The 19,130-nt window shown below is 32.9% G+C and carries 14 protein-coding genes, 1 tRNA gene and 2 pseudogenes; 8 read left to right on the top strand and 9 right to left on the bottom strand.

All coding sequences use genetic code 11. From position 1 onward, the window contains the following. Positions 1-655: pseudogene (locus QZ260_RS10705) on the bottom strand (M1 family peptidase); the annotation flags it as partial. A gap of 125 nt (positions 656-780) precedes the next feature. Here QZ260_RS10705 and QZ260_RS10700 point away from each other — a divergent pair. From QZ260_RS10700 to QZ260_RS10690, 3 genes are all read left to right on the top strand, one after another. Beyond that, a complete protein-coding gene (locus tag QZ260_RS10700) occupies positions 781-1,308 on the top strand; it encodes an inorganic diphosphatase (protein ID WP_295985987.1) in 528 nt (175 codons plus the stop codon). 132 nt (positions 1,309-1,440) lie between these two features. Next, positions 1,441-3,852, top strand: coding sequence for a sodium-translocating pyrophosphatase (locus QZ260_RS10695; RefSeq protein WP_295985990.1), 2,412 nt, complete (start codon positions 1,441-1,443; stop codon positions 3,850-3,852). A gap of 84 nt (positions 3,853-3,936) precedes the next feature. Next, the gene (locus QZ260_RS10690) at positions 3,937-4,932 is read left to right on the top strand and encodes a phosphatase domain-containing protein (RefSeq protein ID WP_295985985.1); all 996 of its coding nucleotides are present in this window, start codon (positions 3,937-3,939) and stop codon (positions 4,930-4,932) included. A 146-nt stretch (positions 4,933-5,078) separates the two neighbouring features. Here the strand turns inward: QZ260_RS10690 and QZ260_RS10685 are convergent, their stop codons facing one another. Next, positions 5,079-5,693, bottom strand: a complete 615-nt coding sequence (locus tag QZ260_RS10685) for a deoxynucleoside kinase (RefSeq protein ID WP_295985982.1) — start codon at positions 5,691-5,693, stop codon at positions 5,079-5,081. A 3-nt stretch (positions 5,694-5,696) separates the two neighbouring features. Next, positions 5,697-6,476 (bottom strand): hypothetical protein, encoded by a 780-nt coding sequence (locus QZ260_RS10680; RefSeq protein ID WP_295985980.1) that lies wholly within the window; start codon positions 6,474-6,476, stop codon positions 5,697-5,699. 338 nt (positions 6,477-6,814) lie between these two features. On the opposite strand from QZ260_RS10680, the gene QZ260_RS10675 reads away from it, so the two are divergent. The 4 genes from QZ260_RS10675 to QZ260_RS10660 all read left to right on the top strand — a co-directional run bounded on the left by QZ260_RS10675 (position 6,815) and on the right by QZ260_RS10660 (position 11,614). Next, complete coding sequence (locus tag QZ260_RS10675; RefSeq protein ID WP_295985978.1) at positions 6,815-7,702, top strand: GLPGLI family protein; 888 nt, start codon at positions 6,815-6,817, stop codon at positions 7,700-7,702. A gap of 84 nt (positions 7,703-7,786) precedes the next feature. Beyond that, positions 7,787-8,656, top strand: a complete 870-nt coding sequence (locus QZ260_RS10670; RefSeq protein WP_295985975.1) for a GLPGLI family protein — start codon at positions 7,787-7,789, stop codon at positions 8,654-8,656. A gap of 46 nt (positions 8,657-8,702) precedes the next feature. Then, on the top strand, positions 8,703-11,441 hold the full coding sequence (locus QZ260_RS10665) for a TonB-dependent receptor (RefSeq protein ID WP_295985972.1): 2,739 nt from the start codon (positions 8,703-8,705) through the stop codon (positions 11,439-11,441). A gap of 91 nt (positions 11,442-11,532) precedes the next feature. Beyond that, positions 11,533-11,614 (top strand) — tRNA-Tyr (locus tag QZ260_RS10660). A gap of 358 nt (positions 11,615-11,972) precedes the next feature. On the opposite strand, the gene QZ260_RS10655 is transcribed toward QZ260_RS10660, so the two are convergent. The 6 genes from QZ260_RS10655 to QZ260_RS10630 all read right to left on the bottom strand — a co-directional run bounded on the left by QZ260_RS10655 (position 11,973) and on the right by QZ260_RS10630 (position 18,517). Next, positions 11,973-12,692 carry a 3-ketoacyl-ACP reductase gene (locus QZ260_RS10655; RefSeq protein WP_295985969.1) on the bottom strand — a complete coding sequence of 240 codons (720 nt, stop codon included), beginning with the start codon at positions 12,690-12,692 and terminating at the stop codon, positions 11,973-11,975. A 182-nt stretch (positions 12,693-12,874) separates the two neighbouring features. Beyond that, a complete protein-coding gene (locus QZ260_RS10650) occupies positions 12,875-13,432 on the bottom strand; it encodes a YbhB/YbcL family Raf kinase inhibitor-like protein (RefSeq protein WP_295985966.1) in 558 nt (185 codons plus the stop codon). A gap of 88 nt (positions 13,433-13,520) precedes the next feature. Then, positions 13,521-14,360, bottom strand: coding sequence for an AraC family transcriptional regulator (locus tag QZ260_RS10645; protein WP_295985965.1), 840 nt, complete (start codon positions 14,358-14,360; stop codon positions 13,521-13,523). Positions 14,361-14,694: 334 nt separating this feature from the next. Next, complete coding sequence (locus QZ260_RS10640; protein WP_295985964.1) at positions 14,695-15,318, bottom strand: tRNA (guanine-N1)-methyltransferase; 624 nt, start codon at positions 15,316-15,318, stop codon at positions 14,695-14,697. A gap of 138 nt (positions 15,319-15,456) precedes the next feature. Then, positions 15,457-16,905 (bottom strand): glyceraldehyde-3-phosphate dehydrogenase, encoded by a 1,449-nt coding sequence (locus QZ260_RS10635; RefSeq protein ID WP_295985963.1) that lies wholly within the window; start codon positions 16,903-16,905, stop codon positions 15,457-15,459. A gap of 208 nt (positions 16,906-17,113) precedes the next feature. After that, the gene (locus QZ260_RS10630; RefSeq protein WP_295985962.1) at positions 17,114-18,517 is read right to left on the bottom strand and encodes a trypsin-like peptidase domain-containing protein; all 1,404 of its coding nucleotides are present in this window, start codon (positions 18,515-18,517) and stop codon (positions 17,114-17,116) included. A gap of 146 nt (positions 18,518-18,663) precedes the next feature. Between QZ260_RS10630 and QZ260_RS10625 the strand changes: the two are divergent. Next, positions 18,664-19,130 (top strand): annotated as a pseudogene (locus tag QZ260_RS10625) (diaminopimelate epimerase); the annotation flags it as partial.

Genomic DNA, 19,130 nt, shown 5'->3' with positions numbered 1-19,130 from the left:
TATAAACAGCCATTCTTGGAAACCAATGCGCAATGAGGTAAACGGTATTATCGTCTTCAGGAAAGTATTCATAGCCCTCTCTTGATAATAAATACATACTTCTATCGGTAATAGGATAAGACCAAGCGATAGAAAGTTTAGTAGATTCACCAGACTTTAAGGTCGTATTCAATTTAACTTTCATCATGGTATTGTTAACCATTGTTTTTATTTGGTTACCATTTTCATCTTTTACATGCTTAATGGAATAACCCGCAGGGAAATCGATAGTTCTAGTAAGGAATTGCATTTGCCTTGTCGTTATAGAATCTTTCATTCTATTATTGATACTGCCAAAATCCTCATTCTCTTTTTTGTTGACGTTTTGTTCGAGCTGCATCCATAAATAACTTAAATCATCAGGAGAATTATTATAATAGGTTATGGTTTCTTCACCGCTTAACGTATTATTTCTTTCATCGATTATGGCTTTAATCTTATAATCGGCACGTTGCTGCCAATAGGCGTTTCCTGGCGCCCCACTAGCTGTTCTATAGGTGTTTGGAGGGGCAATCATTTGGTCTATAGGTTCAAATTTACCTTGCCAAGGATTTGTTTGTGCTTGGATTGTGGAAAACGAGAAAAATGTTAGAAATGCTGCAAAAAGAAATCGCATAATCTTTAAATTATTTAGAATTAGTCAGGTGCAAGATAACAATTATTTAATATAAACTACATGAGTTTTTGTTGCTTAAAGCATCTGTGTTCAGTACATTTGCAGCCCTAAATAGAAATAAAAACATGACGAAGAAAAAAGATTTAACATTTGATGTGTTAATAGAAATACCAAAAGGAAGTAGAAATAAATATGAATACGATTTCACATTACATAAAATTCGTTTTGATCGTATGTTATTTTCATCAATGATGTATCCTGGAGATTATGGATTCATTCCTGAAACTTTGGCGTTGGATAAAGATCCATTAGATGTATTGGTTATGGGGTCAGAGCCAACATACCCGATGGTGGTTATGGAAGTAAGACCTATTGGTGTATTTCATATGACGGATGAAAAAGGTCCAGATGAAAAAATTATTTGTGTACCAGTATCAGATCCTATTTGGAACAATAAAAAAGATATAGCAGATTTAAACCCTCATAGATTAAAAGAAATTGAACATTTTTTTCAAGTTTATAAAGACTTAGAGGAAAAGAAAGTTGATGTTGGTGGATGGGGAAATGCTGAGGAAGCTATTAAAATATATCATGAATGTGTAGCGCGTTATGATAAAAGTGAACACAAGAAAAAACGTACGTTTACAATCTAATTATCAGATTCTTAAAATACCAACAAAAAAAATGAACCATCTTTAATTTAGGGTGGTTTTTTTTATCACTTTAATTTTCCTATTTTTAGCCCCGTTAAAAAAAATAATTAATTTAAAATAACTAACTAAATGATGGATTTAATAGTAAAATTTTTACCTCTTTTTGGAGTTGTCGCGTTGATTTTCGTTTTTATTAAAAGCGGATGGGTTTCAAAACAAGAAGTTGGTGATGAAAAAATGTCACGTATTGCAAAGAATATTGCGGACGGGGCCATGGCATTTTTAAAAGCGGAATACAAAGTTTTAGCAATTTTTGTGGTAGCAGTAGCTATCTTGTTATATTTTAAAGGTACTTCAGAAGCAGGATCAAGTGGTATGGTTGCGATATCCTTTATCATAGGTGCTATATGTTCTGCCTTAGCGGGATTCATCGGTATGAAAGTGGCAACCAAAGCAAATGTTAGAACAACACAAGCTGCAAAAACATCATTAGGACGCGCATTAGAAGTGGCGTTCGCTGGTGGAGCTGTAATGGGTTTAGGTGTTGTCGGTTTAGGTATTTTAGGCTTAAGTGGCTTATTTATGATATATCAAGGTATATGGCCAGGAGCTGAAAATTTATCAATGGTACTAAATGTACTTTCTGGATTTTCATTAGGTGCTTCATCGATAGCTTTATTTGCGCGTGTAGGAGGTGGTATTTATACCAAGGCAGCAGATGTTGGTGCTGATTTAGTTGGAAAAGTTGAAGCTGGTATTCCAGAAGATCATCCATTAAACCCTGCAACAATAGCAGATAACGTTGGTGATAATGTAGGTGATGTTGCCGGTATGGGAGCCGATTTATTTGAATCTTATGTAGGTTCTATTATTGGTACTATGGTATTAGGAGCTTTTATTATAACTCCGGATATTGTTGGAGGTTTAGGAGCGGTTTACTTGCCTTTAGTTCTTGGAGCAGTAGGTATCATCATGTCTATATTAGGAACGTTTTTTGTAAAAGTAAAAGATGGTGGAAATCCACAAACAGCATTAAATATTGGAGAATTTGGTTCTGCAGGTTTAATGGTTGTGGCGTCTTATTTTATTATAAATGCTTTAATTCCTGAATCTGTTGAAGGTTTACCATTTGGAGCTATGGGCGTATTTTGGGCAACTATCGCTGGTTTAGTAGCTGGCTTGGGTGTTGGTAAGATAACTGAGTATTATACGGCTACAGGTAAAAAACCTGTAATGTCAATTGTTGCACAGTCTGAAACTGGAGCGGCAACAAATATTATTGCTGGTTTGGGTGTTGGTATGATGTCAACAATGATTCCTATTCTTTTGATTGCTGCTGCTATTATGGTGTCACATCATTTTGCAGGACTATATGGTATTGCAATTGCAGCAGTAGGGATGTTAGCAAACACAGGAATTCAATTAGCAGTGGATGCTTACGGACCAATCTGTGATAATGCGGGTGGTATTGCTGAAATGGCTGAATTACCAAAAGAAGTTCGTGAACGTACTGATAAATTAGATGCTGTTGGTAATACAACTGCAGCTGTTGGTAAAGGTTTCGCTATTGCTTCTGCAGCTTTAACAGCTTTAGCTTTATTTGCAGCTTTTATGAAAACGGCAAATGTGATTTCTATTGATGTGTCTCAACCACAAATTATGGCTGGACTATTAGTAGGAGGGATGTTGCCATTTGTATTCTCAGCATTGTCTATGAATGCTGTTGGTCGTGCAGCTATGGCTATGATTGAAGAAGTAAGACGTCAATTTAGAGATATACCTCAATTAAAAGCGGCATTAGTAGTAATGCGTAAGTATGATTCTGATATGACTAAAGCTTCTGCTGAAGATAGAGCTATTTTTGATGCAGCCGATGGTGTTGCAGATTATGGAAAATGTATTGATATTTCAACAAAAGCATCAATTAAAGAAATGGTATTACCGGGATTATTAGCAATCGTTGTTCCTGTAGCTGTTGGTTTTATTGGTGGTGCTGAAATGTTAGGTGGATTACTTGCAGGTGTTACAACGTGTGGTGTGCTTATGGCAATCTTCCAATCTAATGCAGGTGGTGCATGGGATAACGCTAAGAAAACTATTGAAGAACAAGGAAAAAAAGGAACAGACGCTCATAAAGCTGCTGTTGTTGGAGATACTGTTGGTGATCCATTTAAAGATACTTCTGGCCCTTCATTAAATATATTATTAAAATTAATGTCGGTTGTAGCATTAGTAATTGCACCAAGTATTGCATTATCTGCAGATGATGTAATGGCATATGCTAACCAGACAGATGTTTCAGAGCAGGTAGAAGTTTCTAAAGAAGTTAAGGTCGAAATGACTAAGAATGATGATGGTAATACCAAAGCAGTAGTTACAACGGTAACCACTAAAAATGGGGAATCATCTACAGCTTATGAAGCTTTCGAAGGAACAGAAGCTGAAGTTAAAGCGAGTATTAGTGCTTTAAAAGAAGATGGTAGAGATATTACGGTTGAAACAAAAAAGTTTGTAAAAGAGATTGAGGAAGTAGTTGTAAACTAGTTACCTTTTATTTTTTTAAAGAATATAAAAACCACGCCAGTAAGCGTGGTTTTTTTGTATTTTTAAACTGAATTCAAAACTCTTATGTTCAAGAAAGATCCACTCCAAATTATTGCTTTCCGAACTTACGGAACAGCTAACCATTTATATATGCGTGGGCGTGCGCTAGAAGATGGAACTATTGAATTGGGACAAAAGGGTTTATTAGGTTTATTTATTAATTCATGGAAACGCTTTGAGAGTGATGAAATAAAACGTACTACACTCAAAATCACTTTATCAAACGGAACAATTTTAAACACCGTCACAGATGATCACGGTTATTTTAAGGTTGACGAATTTGTAGATGGATTGGTTGCATTAGTCAATGATGATGGTTGGATTAATTTTGAAATCTCATATGATGATGTGAATATTAATCGTAATATTCAAAACTCAAATCGATTTCCCGGTGAATTATTAATACCGAGTATTCGAGCTCGAATTGGTGTTATTAGTGATATCGATGATACCATTCTTCATACTGGAGTAGTATCGACTTTAAAATGGAAAGTATTACTTAATAGTATTTTTAAAAGTGCTGCAAGCCGAATTCCATTAGAAGGTGCAGCAGAGTTTTATCATAAATTACATAGAGGTGAATCTGGTGAAAATTCTAATCCAATTTTTTACGTGAGTCATAGCCCTTGGAATTTATACCGTTATCTTGATTTTTTTTTAAAACAGAATGCTTTTCCTAAAGGTCCAATCTTACTTAGAAGTTTTAAGGATATATTCAAAAAACAGTCTGGTGATCGTCCGCAAAAACATATAGAAATTGTCAATATTTTAAAAACCTATCCAAAATTAAAATTTATTTTAATAGGTGATAGTGGCGAGAACGATGCAGATATTTATATGGATGTCGCGAATGAATTTTCATCTCAAGTTGCTGCAATTTATTTAAGAAGTGTTAAGCACAAAAAGAAAATGTTACGAGTAAGATCACTTTTTAAAGATTATAAACAAATACCTGTATTACTCGTAGAAACTAGTGCCCATGCAATTACCCATGCAAGAAATCATGGATTTATTAAATAATAGCAAAATTAAATTACAATTATCTTACTAAGCGGTTATTTCAGTGTAATTAATGCTCGATAATTTAGTTTATACAAGATAAATGTCGATAAATTATAACTATTAAATTCTTTTCAAAGTGAATGATTTACAATGATTAGAGAATTTTAAAACAACCCATTAATCTCGGCATCAATAGTATTAATGATACTTCCTAAATCTTCCGGATTATCTACAAAATCTAAATTATCTACATCAATAATTAATAACTTGCCTTTATTATAACCATGTATCCAGGCTTCATAGCGTTCATTTAATCTGCTTAAATAGTCAATGCTTATTGAGTTTTCGTAGTCACGCCCACGTTTATGAATTTGAGATACTAGATTGGGAATAGAGCTTCGTAAATAGATTAAAACATCTGGACCTTTAACCAACGATTCCATTAAATCGAAAAGAGATTTATAGTTTTCAAAATCGCGATTGGTCATTAAACCCATGGCGTGCAAGTTAGGAGCAAAAATGTGAGCATCTTCATAAATAGTTCTATCTTGAATGATGTCTTTTCCACTTTGACGAATTTGTAATACTTGGCGAAATCTACTATTTAAAAAATAAACTTGTAAATTAAAACTCCAACGTTCCATTTGATTGTAAAAATCGTCTAAATAAGGATTATCTACTACGTCTTCTAATTGTGCTTCCCAATTGTAATGTTTAGCCAATAATTTTGTGAGGGTCGTTTTTCCAGCGCCAATATTTCCGGCAATAGCAATATGCATAGTTTAGTTAGTTTTTAGTTGGAATTGTTGTAAGGTTTCGCTGTTGTAAATATACAAGGTTTCATTGGTTACTAAAAACTGATTTATCAACAAATTTGGAGTTATTATAGGTAGGATTTCGTCTTGGTTACTTTTCATAAAAAACAAATTATTTTCTTTTTTTAAGAAAATATTTTCATTGCTTTCTATTAAAGCGGTATATCCCTGATTTTCTATTTTTTTTACCATGCTACCAAAGTAATTGTATTGATATAAATAGTTTTCTGTTAGTAACCAACAAGAATTATAATTACTAGTTAAATCGAGCACTGCATTTTGTACAGGAACGGTTTGTGCCCGAGTTGTTTTGGATTTATAGTCAAATAATTCAAGCTTTTGTAAATTTTGATTAAATACCCAAATGGTATTATCGTGACCTGTAGACATATGAGAAACATCTTTATAGGAAGAAAGTGTGTTAAAGTCTATTTTGAATATTTCGGCTAATCGATTGTCAAGAATAATAACCGTATTAAAATCTTTATAGAATAGATTAATTTTTAAGGGATTGAAAGCATTTGCTGATTGTAAGGTTCCTAATTGTAAATTATTATAAGTGATGGTGTTTTCCGGGGTCTTTTTATGAATCACATCATTTTCTATATAATATATGGTGCCAAAATTATCAACGGAAATAAGAGTTTCTAATTTTAAATCCGTTTTATCGATGAATTTAGCTTCAATAGATTCTTGAGCGAATATTGAAATAGAAAATAATAAAAAGATGTAATGTCTAGATTTCATTGTAGGTTGAAAAATACAAAAATCAAACCACTTTTAATAAATTAGTTTATAGCCGTAAACACAAGTAAATATTCAAATTGAGGAACTTACTAAAAGGAAAGAAGTCTCTCAAAAACATTTTGATTATAACAAGGATAATAAACCCAAAGGAATGAGGGAGTAATTTCAATCAAGACGATGAGTTCAAGGAGAAGGTGAGCATGTTATGATAAGAGTTGGTAGGTTATTTTTAACTTTAAATTAACAACCTTGGCTTAAACCAAAAGTAAATATTGTAGTCCAAGTGTAGTTAATTATTACCTATGTTTGTTAACATCTTAATCGTTTATACCTCAACAATGAAAACTTATATAATTAAATTTTATGTACTGTTTCTATTTTTATTAGTTACTGGTTCCATTAAAGCTCAAGACTTTCAAGGTAAAGCTTATTATTTCTCAAAAACCACTATGGATATGAGTCGCTTCAATAGAGGTGGTCAAATGAGTGAACAACAAAAAAAGCAAAGGGAAGCTCGCATGAAATCGAGGTTAGAAAAAACCTATGTGCTAACATTCAATAAGGAAGAGTCTATATTCAAAGAAGATGAAAAATTATCAACTCCTGTGAATGGCAGAGGTTCTAGTGTTTGGGGAAGTAGTTTTTCGCCTGGGCCGCAGTATAAAAACATAAAAGAACGTGTCTTTCTACAAGATCAAGAATTTTTTGGAAAACAATTTTTGATTAAAGAAGACATGGAGGCTCTTGAATGGAAAATGGGTACTGAATCGAAACAAATTGGTCAATATTTATGTTTTAAGGCCACGGCTAAAAAGGTTTCAATAGAAATTAATATGTTAACTCCAAGAAGCGGAAACAATGAAAAGGAAGAAGATTCTCTTAAAGTTAAAGATTCTACTAATTCTAAAGAGATAAACTTAAAAGATGAAGGTATTAAAATGATAGAAGTTATCGCTTGGTACACACCACAAATACCAGTAAGCCAAGGACCATCTGATTATTGGGGATTGCCAGGCTTAATATTGGAAGTAAGTGCAGGGAATAACACCATGCTTTGTTCAAAGATTGTAATAAACCCAGAAGAGAAGACTAAAATTGAAGCTCCTAAAAAAGGACAAGTTGTTACCAAAAAAGAATACAACGACATCATCACCAAAAAAATGCAAGAGTTTAGAGAAAATAGAGGGAGGACTGGAGGACGATCTGGAGGAGGAAGGCCAAGATAAATTCTTATTTATATAAACAAACACATATTGTTTGATTATTTAGTATTTTTGATAAACAAAAAATAATCATTTATCATATTTTCAATGAAGACATTTCTAAACAAATTAACAATTGCGACATTAATTTTATTCACATCTGCAACCCTTAATGCTCAAGACTTTCAAGGGAAAGCATACTACTTTTCAAAAACACCAATGGATCTTGGCGCTTGGGGGGCTAGAATGAGCGAAGCACAAAAAAAACAGGCAGCAGAGCGCTTAAAAAACAGATTAGAAAAAACCTATATTTTAACGTTTAATAAGGAAGAGTCTGTGTATTATGAAGATGAGAAATTGGATGCCGTTTCAGGGGCAACAGATTCATGGGGGAAGAATTTTACACCAGGTAAGCAATACAAAAATGTAAAGACAAATGAGTTTTCACAGAATCAAGAGTTCTATGGTAAACAATTTTTAGTTAAAGAAAACCTATCTAATATAAAGTGGAAAATGGGCACTGAAACCAGACAAATAGGTAATTATACGTGTTTTAAAGCCACTTGTAAACGACCTGTGTTTGATACCTCTTGGTGGAATTTTTCTTGGAGTAGTGCAAGAAACAATGTTGTAGAAAAGAAAGTTGATTCCATAAAAGGTGAAGATGCAGCAAGTGTGAAATCACAACCTATAGAAGAAGTTGTTGACATGATAGAGATTGAAGCATGGTATACACCAATGATTCCTGTTAGTCAAGGTCCCGGTGATTATTGGGGGCTTCCAGGTTTAATATTAGAAGTGAGTGTAGGTAATACAACATTACTATGTTCTAAAATTGTAATGAATCCGAAAGAAAAAATTAAAATAGAAGCTCCAGATAAAGGTAAAGTAGTTACCAAAAAGGAATATAAAGAAATTATTACCGGAAAAATGCAAGAAATGAGAAATAACCGAGGTAGAGGAAGTTATAGACGATAGTAATATAAGTGAATATTGATAACCAGTTTATAGTTCAATTAAAAGAATGAATAAGATATTTTTTGCAGTCGTCTTTTGTTTAACGAACATGGCTTTTTCTCAGATTAAATTACAAGGTGTTGTAAAAGACAGTATAGGTAACCCATTGGAATTAGCAAATGTAATAGCTATAAATCAAGAAACAAAAGCTTTAGAGTCTTATGCAATTACAGATGCCAAGGGGTTTTATAAGTTGGCCTTGTCTAAAAATTCGGAGTATGGTCTGCAAGTCAGTTATATTGGTATGAAAACCTTTAAGGAAATAATTGCGTTGAAGTCTGATGATTTAGAGAGAGATTTTACATTGCAACTAGATAACGTATTAGATGCGGTTGAATTAACATATGAAATGCCAGTAACGGTAAAAGGGGATACGCTAGTTTATAATGCCGATTCTTTTAAAAACGGATCAGAACGTAAGCTTGAAGATATAATTGAAAAATTACCTGGAGTTGAAATTAATGAAGATGGTCAAATAGAGGTTGAAGGTAAAGTCGTTAACAAATTAATGGTTAATGGGAAAGACTTCTTCGATGGTGATACCAAATTAGCAACTAAAAATATTCCTTCAAGTGCCGTAGATAAAATTCAGGTGTTGCGCAATTACTCCGAAGTTAGTCAGTTAAGCGGTGTTACAAATAATCAGGATAATGTGGCAATGAATATTAAGCTTAAGCAAGGTAAAGAAAGTTTTTGGTTTGGAAATGTTACTGCTGGTGGTGGTTCATCAACAGATGAAGCGCTTTACTTAGCACAACCAAAATTATTTTACTACAGTCCTAAACTCAGTCTTAATTTTATTGGTGATTTAAATAACACGGGAGAGGTAGCCTTATCACGTCGTGATATTCGTGGTTTTGGTGGAGGCTTTAAGCCTCCAAGTAATAATAGTGGTACGAGTATTAATTTAGGAGATAATAGCCTTGGGTTTTTAACCAGCCAAAACAATGCTGTTGAGGTTGAGAACAAACTAGGAGCAACCAACTTTAGTTATTCGCCTAATAAAGCATTAGATATAAGTGGATTTGCTATTTATAATAGTAGCCGCATAGCTTCGAAGCAAGAAACTTTTAGGCAATATACAGATTCAGATTTGGGTATTCCAGATGAAACAACGGAGCGCACAAGTAATGAATCGTCAAATCAAGGGTTGTTGAAATTGAGCGCATCTTATAAACCAAATTTTAATAATCAATTGGATTATGATGTTTTGGGTAGAATTTCAAAGGACTCACAAGATCAAAACTTTTTATCTTCAGTTTTAGGAAATACAAATCAGTTTGATAGGGGAACACCTTTTAGTATTAATCAAAATATTAATTACTACTATACGTTAAGCGAAAATAATATTTTTTCTTTTGAGGCTCAACATGTAATAAAAGATGAGGACCCTTTTTATAATGCAGTATTGGTTAATGACCCTGATAATAACGATGAATTAAACTCTGATGATAGAGATGCGTTTGATACAACAGCTGATGCTTTAGGTTTAGTTACTAGTTTTGATAATTACGATTTAGGGCAGAATAGACGAATTAAGTCAAATCAATTAGATGCGAAGCTCGATTACTATAATATACTTAATGCTAAAAGTAATATCAATTTTACATTAGGTACTATTTTGAGTACCCAACAGTTTAATTCCAATATCTTTCAGTTTCTGGAAGATGGTTCTCAATTCAACCCAACACCAACGTTTAATGATGGTCGAGCAACCAATGATACAGAATATAATTTTAGTGATTTATATTTAGGTGTTCACTATACATTGAAAGCGGGGAAATTCACTTTTAGACCGGGGTTCTCCGTACATGCTTATGGAAATAAAAATACGCAGTTTAATCAGACGTTTAAGGATGATTTTTTAAGGTTCTTACCAGACTTTGAGACTCGAATTCAATTTAAAAAGAGTGAAAGTTTAACATTGCGATATAATATGCGTAACCAGTTTACGGATGTAACACGTTTAGCACAGGGCATAGTTTTAAATAATTTTAATAGTATTCAATTTGGTGAGCCAGATTTGCAAAATGCTTTATCACATAACATAAGTCTATTTTATAATAGTTTTAATCTGTTTAATTACACAAATGTGTTTGCGCGTTTGGCCTATACAAAAAACATAGACCAGATTAGAGGGTTAACAAACTTTGAAAATGTAATTACAACAAGTACTTTCTTTAATTCAAATTTTGCCGATGAAAATGTTTCTGCAAACGGACGAGTTCAACGCACATTTGGTAAACTAAGAGCCAGTGTAAGTACAAATTTTAATTACAGTAAAAATAACCAGTTTATTCAAGGAAGACAATCCGTAAATGAAAGATTTACACAAAGCTACACGCCTGGATTACGTACTAATTTTAAGGTAGCACCCAACGTAAGATTAAGATACCAGTATAGTATAAACACGAATAACCAAGGAACTAATAAAACAGTTTTTTATACAAATGCACCCTCGATAGATTTTGATGCATATATTTTGAAATCTATTACTTTTAGAACAGATTATGCTTATAATCGTCAAAAGGAAAAGACTGGCGAAGCTCAATACTTTGAAACATGGAATGCATCTTTGGCATATAGAAAGGATAGAGACGCAAAATGGGAATATGAAGTTAGAGCCACTAACCTATTAGATATTGATTCTAGAATTAACAATGGGGCCAATACTATTTCAGTGTCAACTTCAGAGACGTTTATCCAGCCTCGTTTTGTGACTTTTAGAGTTCGATACGAAATATGATGCTATTTTTAGTAACTCAATTTTTAGCGTGAAGTTATTATGTTTTTCTTTTGATAAATTAAGAAACAATAATATATTTGCGCCCAGTTTTGGGGAGATACTCAAGCGGCCAACGAGGGCAGACTGTAAATCTGCTGACTACGTCTTCGCAGGTTCGAATCCTGCTCTCCCCACTTAACTCGAAAAGTCTGCTTTGGCAGACTTTTTTGTTTTAAAATAGTTGCGAAATTTACTTCAGTAAGCATTTTAAATCAAAAATGTGTAGCTGTGAAAACAGCGTTACTTTTCATTTTCACGAGAGGGGAATTGGGATATTTAATCCTGCTCTCCCCAAGGATAAATAGAAAAAATAAGCTAAATATAAAGCTTGCTTTTTTATTTTGTGATTTTTATGTTTTCTAAAGAGAGAAACTAGCATATTTAACTATGTTTTCTCCCATTAACTCTTTAGTGTTTGGCTTTATTTACTTTAACCACTTATAGTAATTAACAAAAAAGGGTTTACGTTTGTTTTTTACTTTTATTATTGAATTAAGGATTCGTAGACCATAAAGCGGCACTTTTAAGCATAGCTCTTCTTGGAAGTTTTAATCCAGCAACTATTAATTCTGCAAAGTCTTCAGGTTGTAGAACACTATCTTGAGAATCTTTATCTGCAATTCCTAGTTCAATTGACATATCAGATGCTATAGTACTTGGTGTTAATGTACAAACTCTAATGTTATTCTTGCGAACTTCTTTCATTAAGGATTCAGACATCCCAATAACTGCGAATTTTGATGCTGAATAGGCAGATGTGTTTGCATTTCCATTTAACCCTGCTGTAGATGAAACATTAATAACATCACCTTCATTCTTGTCGATTAAGTATGGTAAAACTTCTTTAGTCACATAATACATACCCATAAGATTGGTTTGAATAATTTGACTCCATTGGCTAACTTCCATGTCATTAAAAGTTCCAAAAGCTGCAATTCCTGCGTTGTTTACTAAAATATCAACAGATCCTAACGTATTTACAATACTTTTGATGCCAGTTTTAACATTCTCATAGCGACTCACATCAAATACGGAGTACATTGCGTTAATGCCAAAGGCCTCTAGTTCTGAAACGGTTTCTTTCAAAACGGCTTCATTTCTGCCTGTTATAGCGATGTCAATACCTTCTTTTGCAAATGCAATAGCAGTAGCCTTTCCTAGACCTCTTCCACCTCCAGTAATTATTGCTTTTTTATTTTTTAAATCTTTCATTTGCGTTTTATATTAATCTTTAAGTGTGCGTATTTATGAAAATATTTGTTCCGTTTTTTTAATACTAAAGTAGTGTTTAAAAAATGTAATATTTTTGGATAGGATAACTAAATTAAAAAAGCGCAAGCTTTAATGACTTGCGCTCAATTAAATATGTTATATAGATCGTTAGAGACCGTTTTCTATTCTTTTGATCTTTTATAGTAGGTCACTATGCTTGCTTTTGCTAGCGTGTTGTTCCAAAGATAATAACCAACTATTGCAGGATTAGTGTTTTCGTCTAGTCCGAGTTTGTCTGTTTTTAGGGCGTAAACGGTAATGATATATTGGTGTAAACCATGACCTTCTGGCGGGCAAGGACCTCCATATCCACTAGCACCATAATTCGTTATACTTTGAATAACGCCTTCAGGGGTTAAATTAAGTTCTGTGTTTCCAGCTCCAGATACTAATTCGTTCGTGTTTTCTGGAATGTCAAATACAACCCAATGCCACCATCCACTGCCAGTAGGAGCATCTGGATCGTACATCGTTACTGCAAAACTTTTAGTGCCTTCAGGAGCATTTTTCCAAGATAATTGTGGAGATTGATTTTCTCCGGTACAACCAAAGCCATTAAATTCTTCATTAATAGTTGCTTCTCCGCCTAAATCATTACTAGATAGAGTAAACGTACTTTGTGCAAATACTGTACTTGAGAATGCAATTAGTACTGCTAAAATAATATTTGAGTTTTTCATAAAATTTGTTTTTAATTATAGTTGCAAATGTATAGAGGATAATAGAGGATGTTGTGTTTGATTCAGCTCAAAAAGTATTGATAAAAGTTCAATCTGTTTGATACTGTTTTGGAGTAACACCAAATTTTACTTTAAACGCTTGAATGAAATTTGATAGGGTTTCATACCCAATGTCCTCAAAAATATCTGATGGTCGTTTCGACTTATTTTTTAATAAAAATGCAGCATGTTCAAGCCTTTTTTCCTGAAACCACTTACTTGGTGAGCTATGAAAGTATTTCTCAAATTCTCTTTTAAATGTTGATACACTCATATTAGATAAAAAAGACAGTTCTTTTATGGTTAGTTTATTTAATTTATTGCTTTCAATTATCTGAAGAAATTTTTGGTTTTGATTATCACTATTGCTAATTAAGGAATAAAGAAAATTCACACCCTTAAACTCGATGAGGTATAACATTATTTCATTGAACTTGGCATCTAAAATGTTTTTTTGAATCGATTTTGAAAGCTTAGAGATATCCAAAAGACTGTCTACGAATCTTTTTATAAATGAATCATAATTAAATGAATATGTAGAATAGAATGTGTCGGAGTCTGACGGACTAAGTTCAAATTTTCTAATGAACTTTAATACATCTTCATTAGAAAAGAAGAATAGAACACTTCTATAGTATTCTGCGACGTTAGATAGCTTTTCTGTCATCAAACAATGTCCAGATTTCATTAATAGAAATTGATCGTTATTAATTGAGTATGAAGAATTGTCAAAAAAAACTTCTTTTGTTCCTTCTTGAAGAAAGCTAAAAGTGTTTTTGTTCAGTAAGATTTGCTGTTTGGAAATTTCCTGATTGCTTTCATAATTATAAACCCCGATAGACAGGGAAGGATTTAAATTTAATTCATCAGGTAGCGTAATTGTCTTCATAAAGTTTTAGTGGTCTCTAAGACGAACTAAACGCAGTTCGGCTTTGGGAACTAAGATACTAAAAGTGAATGATAGGTTTTGGTATCGATGTCAAGTTCTTCCTCGATACTGCAAATAACACTTACTCACGAAAATAAAAAATAAAGTTCTATAAAACCAAGAACTACATGGTTTATGTAAATTATTGGGTATTTGGAAAGACGTTACTTTGAAAAAAACTCTAACATCTTTAATGTTAGAAGGTTGTTTATAAAACACCCGGTAAGCATCTAAAGGCGAAACTAAATCATCTGTATACTTTGTGTTTAAATGGGTGTAAACGAAAAAGAAGTTATTAACCCTTTTTCTGCTTGTTAATTTCGTCTTGTAATTGACGTCTCACTTTTTGTTCACGCTCTAAAGCTGTTCTTCTATGTTCTTCAAATTCTTCTTCAATTTCAGCCAAATTATGTTTAGCTTCTCTAGTAATTGAATTGCTACTTTTAAATTTGTAGACAAAGAAAATAAGGAGCGCGAATAAACCTGCTATTATAGACCACATAAGTACATTATAGTTGATTTTACTCATTTGCATACCAAACAAAGCCATATTATTTTTTTCAGAATTGGTCGTGTCTAAATCCTTTTGTGTATTAGAAAGGTTCGCTTTTAAATCTGAAATCTCTTTAGCTTGGGTTTTAACCACAGCCTTTGTTTCTGCTAGATTTTTATGTACGGTTTTTAAAGAATCCATAGTATGCGCTCTTAGAGCAAGGAACATACTCCGCTTTACAGCTTCATAAGCTTGACCGTTTGTACCTTTAAAATTACCAGATTTTTTAAGAATATATTCAAACTGATTGTCGATAGTGCCTTTGTATAACGATAATGTTTCGTCAACTTGTTTCGTTTGTGAAAATGAAGTGAAGCTAATTAAGCACGTAAATACTATAAAAAATAAAGATTTGATAGGATTCATTTTTAAATGGATTTAAATGGTTCTATTTGGTTTACGAATTTATACAATATTGTTTATTAATTGATTATAAATCAATAAAAGCCTCATAAATGAGGCTAATTTAGATACGGTTTAAATTTGAATTTAGATTCTAAAATTCTAATAGTATGTATAACGTCTAACTTTAGCAATATATTTCGCTAGTCTAATAACTTGATGACTATAGCCATATTCGTTATCATACCAAATGTATAAGATGATATTTTTTCCATCTTTACGTACTATGGTTGCTTTACTATCATAAATGGATGGTGCGGAACAACCAACGATATCGCTAGAAACTAATTCATCGCTAAGTTCATATTTTATTTGCTCAACTAAATCGCCTTCTAAAGCATACTTCTTCAAAATAGTATTAATACCGTTGATAGATGTTTTGCTTTTTAATTCTAAATTAAGAATAGCTAAAGATCCATTAGGCACAGGCACACGAATAGCGTTAGAAGTTAATTTACCTTCCAGACTAGGTAACGCTTTAGCAACGGCACTTCCAGCGCCAGTCTCGGTAATTACCATATTTAATCCGGCAGCTCTACCACGACGGTATTTACTATGAAAATTATCTACCAGATTTTGATCGTTGGTATAAGCATGTATGGTTTCTAAATGGCCACTTTTAACTCCAAAAGAATCTTCAATAGCTTTTAAAACCGGGGTTATCGCATTGGTTGTGCAGGATGCCGCCGAAAAAATATTTACTTTATCTGGATCGTGTTCTTTATGATTAACCCCGTACACGATATTTGGAACGCCTTTTCCAGGAGCTGTTAATAAAACTTTATCTACACCTTTTGATTTTAGTTGTTTACTTAAAGCTTCCTTATGTCTAAAAGCACCGGTGTTATCAATAACCAAAGCATTATTAATATTATATTTTGTGTAATCAATGTCTTCAGGAGTATTTGCTGAAATAATTTTTACCGTTGTACCATTAATAATTAATGCGCTATTTTTTGCATCAATTGAAACTATTCCAGGAAAATCGCCGTGAACAGAATCGTTACGTAAAAGAGACGCTCTTTTTTCAAGTATTTGCGCATCAATCGCACCTCGTGTTACGATGGCTCTTAGTCGTAGTTGACTACCTTTTCCCATTCGTGCCATGAGCTCTCTGGCTACCAACCTGCCAATTCTACCAAAACCATAAAGAATAACATCTTTCGGTTCTATATTACTATTCTTATTTGCATCTTTTAATTTATCAACAACAAACGCTTTCGCATTGTTGTGTTTATTATCACTTAAATGATATTCATAAGTAAGTTTCCCAATATCTAATTTTGCAGGTGGAACATTTAGATCTTTAATAGCCTGAGCAATTTCTACAGAATCAAAAATTGAAATAGGTTTTTGAACAAATTTACCCGCGTATTCATGTAAGTTTAAAATCTGACTAACATTTCTGTCAATCAATTGATTTCGAAATAAAACCAATTCAATGGATCTATCATACCACAAATCACTTACGGTTTTAATAAATTCAACTGTAGCTTTTCTGCGGTCTGCCTGAAAAGCTAATTCTTTCTCATAAGTTTTGTTAGAACCCATTGCTTAAATTGTTTAGTTTGTTTTATAGATTTTGCCAAAAATACCATATTTCAAACGTTTTCGTAGCGTATATGGAAGAAAAATTATTCAGCTTTTGAATTCGAGGTTTCCTTTGAAATGGTTATTCCTGTGTGAACGAGAAAACAAAAAAATAACCCTTCAAAAAATCAATAAATTTGAAGGGTTTATAACAATTTAAAAAGGGAAGCTATTTAAAATTATAACGCTCTTTTTCGCCTTTTGAATTAATAAGCTCTATTCTTAATGCTCCTGAATTTTCTTGATTTTTTAAAGCATTTTGCACATCATCAATAGATGTAACTTTTATATCATTTACCGAGGTTATAATACAACCTTTTTGAATACCATTTCTTTTCCAATAATCAGCATATTTAGAATTTAAGTCCGTTATTTTAACGCCATACCTTGCTTTATACTTTTTTAAATCTGAAGGTTTAGCATTTTTTATTCGACCAACTAAAGGCATTGTAAACGTTTCATTTTTAGCTAATGTCACAGGTATGGTAGAAGTTTCTCCATCTCTTAATACGCTTAAATTAACAACATCACTCGGGCGTTTTGTATTTAAATGACCTGTTAAATCTGCAAATTTAGAAATTTTAATATGGTCAATTCCTTTGATGATATCACCTTTTCTAACCCCAGCTTTTTCTGCACCAGAATCTTCAATAACACGATCAATATAAATACCTTCCGTATCGGTAACGCCAATTTTTTCTGCAACCAAACTGTTTAATGCGCCACCTTGTATTCCTAAAATACCATTTTGAACATTGCCATATTCCATGATATCTTCAATTACTTTTCGAGCAATATTACTTGGAACAGCAAATGAATACCCGACATAAGATCCTGTTTGAGAGCTTATAGCTGTATTTATACCAACTAATTCTCCATTGGTATTTACAAGAGCACCACCCGAATTTCCCGGATTTACTGCTGCATCAGTTTGTATAAAAGATTGTTTGCTTGTTCCTGATAAGTCTCTAGCCTTAGCACTTATAATGCCAGCGGTAACTGTTGATGTTAAATTAAAAGGGTTACCAACTGCTAAAACCCATTCGCCAATTTTGGCATTATCTGAATCGGCAAAAGTTATAAACGGTAAATCTTCATTCGAATCAATTTTTAAAAGAGCGATATCAGTTTTTGGGTCAGTTCCAATAAGTTCAGCTACATACGTTTTATTATTGTTCATGGTAACTGAAATTTCTTGTGCATTAGTAATTACATGATTATTAGTAATGATATAACCATCTGTATTAATAATAACTCCAGATCCTGTACCAATTTGTGGGCTCTGAGAACGTCTTCCAAAAAACAAATCTTCAAAAGTCATTTGTCCAGAATTTTGTGCTAAATTTTTAACGTGCACAACTGCATTAACGGTATTTTCAGCAGCCACTGTAAAGTCAGGTGCTTTTTCAGTATTAATAAAAGTGTTAATGTTACTGGTAGGTAAAAATATAGGGTTGGCTGTTTCAGTTGCAACCAAAATAGGTTTTTCTTCTTCTAAAAAAAGTTTGTAGGATCCTAATGTAATAATACCACCTAAAGCAGAAACCAATATTAATGTTAAAATCTTCTTCATAATTTTCGTTTAAGTTTTATTTAATAACGATTAAAATTAATTAAATATTGAATGACTGATTAATTTTTAACGATTTTTAACGCCAACTTTAACGGCGATTTAACAATCTGTAAAACGGTTTTATATTTATATATTTGTGCTTTACTATGCAACAGACTTTTTATAAATACCAAGGAACTGGAAACGATTTTATCTTTATTGACAATCGTTCTTTAGGTTTTGATAAAAATAATACCCTGCTGGTAGCGAATATGTGCGACCGGAAGTTTGGCATTGGAGCGGACGGGCTAATATTGTTGGAAGACCATCCTACGGTCGATTTCAAAATGGTCTATTTTAATGCTGATGGAAACTTGAGTTCTATGTGCGGGAATGGTGGGAGATGCATTGTACATTTTGCGAAACATTTAGGTATTATTTCTTCGGAAGCGAATTTTGAAGCCGTCGATGGCATGCACGCTGCTACCATAGATGGAACGCAAGTGCGACTGAAAATGAACAATGTTTCAGATATTTCAATAACCGATGATTTCGTGTTTCTGAATACTGGTTCTCCACATCATGTAGCCTTAGTGCCACAATTAGAGCTGTTTGATGTTTATTCCGAAGGAAA

It is taken from the genome of uncultured Algibacter sp., from assembly GCF_905480415.1.
Lineage (GTDB): Bacteria > Bacteroidota > Bacteroidia > Flavobacteriales > Flavobacteriaceae > Algibacter_B.
Note: the sequence above shows the minus strand (reverse complement) of the source record. Positions and strands in the feature narration are given on the sequence as shown.

Coding starts and splice junctions, on each gene's coding strand:
- QZ260_RS10695 (WP_295985990.1), top strand. CDS start 1,441: ATGGATTTAATAGTAAAATTTTTACCTCTTTTTGGAGTTGTCGCGTTG.
- QZ260_RS10680 (WP_295985980.1), bottom strand. CDS start 6,476: ATGAAATCTAGACATTACATCTTTTTATTATTTTCTATTTCAATATTC.
- QZ260_RS10675 (WP_295985978.1), top strand. CDS start 6,815: ATGAAAACTTATATAATTAAATTTTATGTACTGTTTCTATTTTTATTA.
- QZ260_RS10665 (WP_295985972.1), top strand. CDS start 8,703: ATGAATAAGATATTTTTTGCAGTCGTCTTTTGTTTAACGAACATGGCT.
- QZ260_RS10655 (WP_295985969.1), bottom strand. CDS start 12,692: ATGAAAGATTTAAAAAATAAAAAAGCAATAATTACTGGAGGTGGAAGA.
- QZ260_RS10635 (WP_295985963.1), bottom strand. CDS start 16,905: ATGGGTTCTAACAAAACTTATGAGAAAGAATTAGCTTTTCAGGCAGAC.
- QZ260_RS10630 (WP_295985962.1), bottom strand. CDS start 18,517: ATGAAGAAGATTTTAACATTAATATTGGTTTCTGCTTTAGGTGGTATT.
- QZ260_RS10700 (WP_295985987.1), top strand. CDS start 781: ATGACGAAGAAAAAAGATTTAACATTTGATGTGTTAATAGAAATACCA.
- QZ260_RS10685 (WP_295985982.1), bottom strand. CDS start 5,693: ATGCATATTGCTATTGCCGGAAATATTGGCGCTGGAAAAACGACCCTC.
- QZ260_RS10650 (WP_295985966.1), bottom strand. CDS start 13,432: ATGAAAAACTCAAATATTATTTTAGCAGTACTAATTGCATTCTCAAGT.
- QZ260_RS10645 (WP_295985965.1), bottom strand. CDS start 14,360: ATGAAGACAATTACGCTACCTGATGAATTAAATTTAAATCCTTCCCTG.
- QZ260_RS10670 (WP_295985975.1), top strand. CDS start 7,787: ATGAAGACATTTCTAAACAAATTAACAATTGCGACATTAATTTTATTC.
- QZ260_RS10640 (WP_295985964.1), bottom strand. CDS start 15,318: ATGAATCCTATCAAATCTTTATTTTTTATAGTATTTACGTGCTTAATT.
- QZ260_RS10690 (WP_295985985.1), top strand. CDS start 3,937: ATGTTCAAGAAAGATCCACTCCAAATTATTGCTTTCCGAACTTACGGA.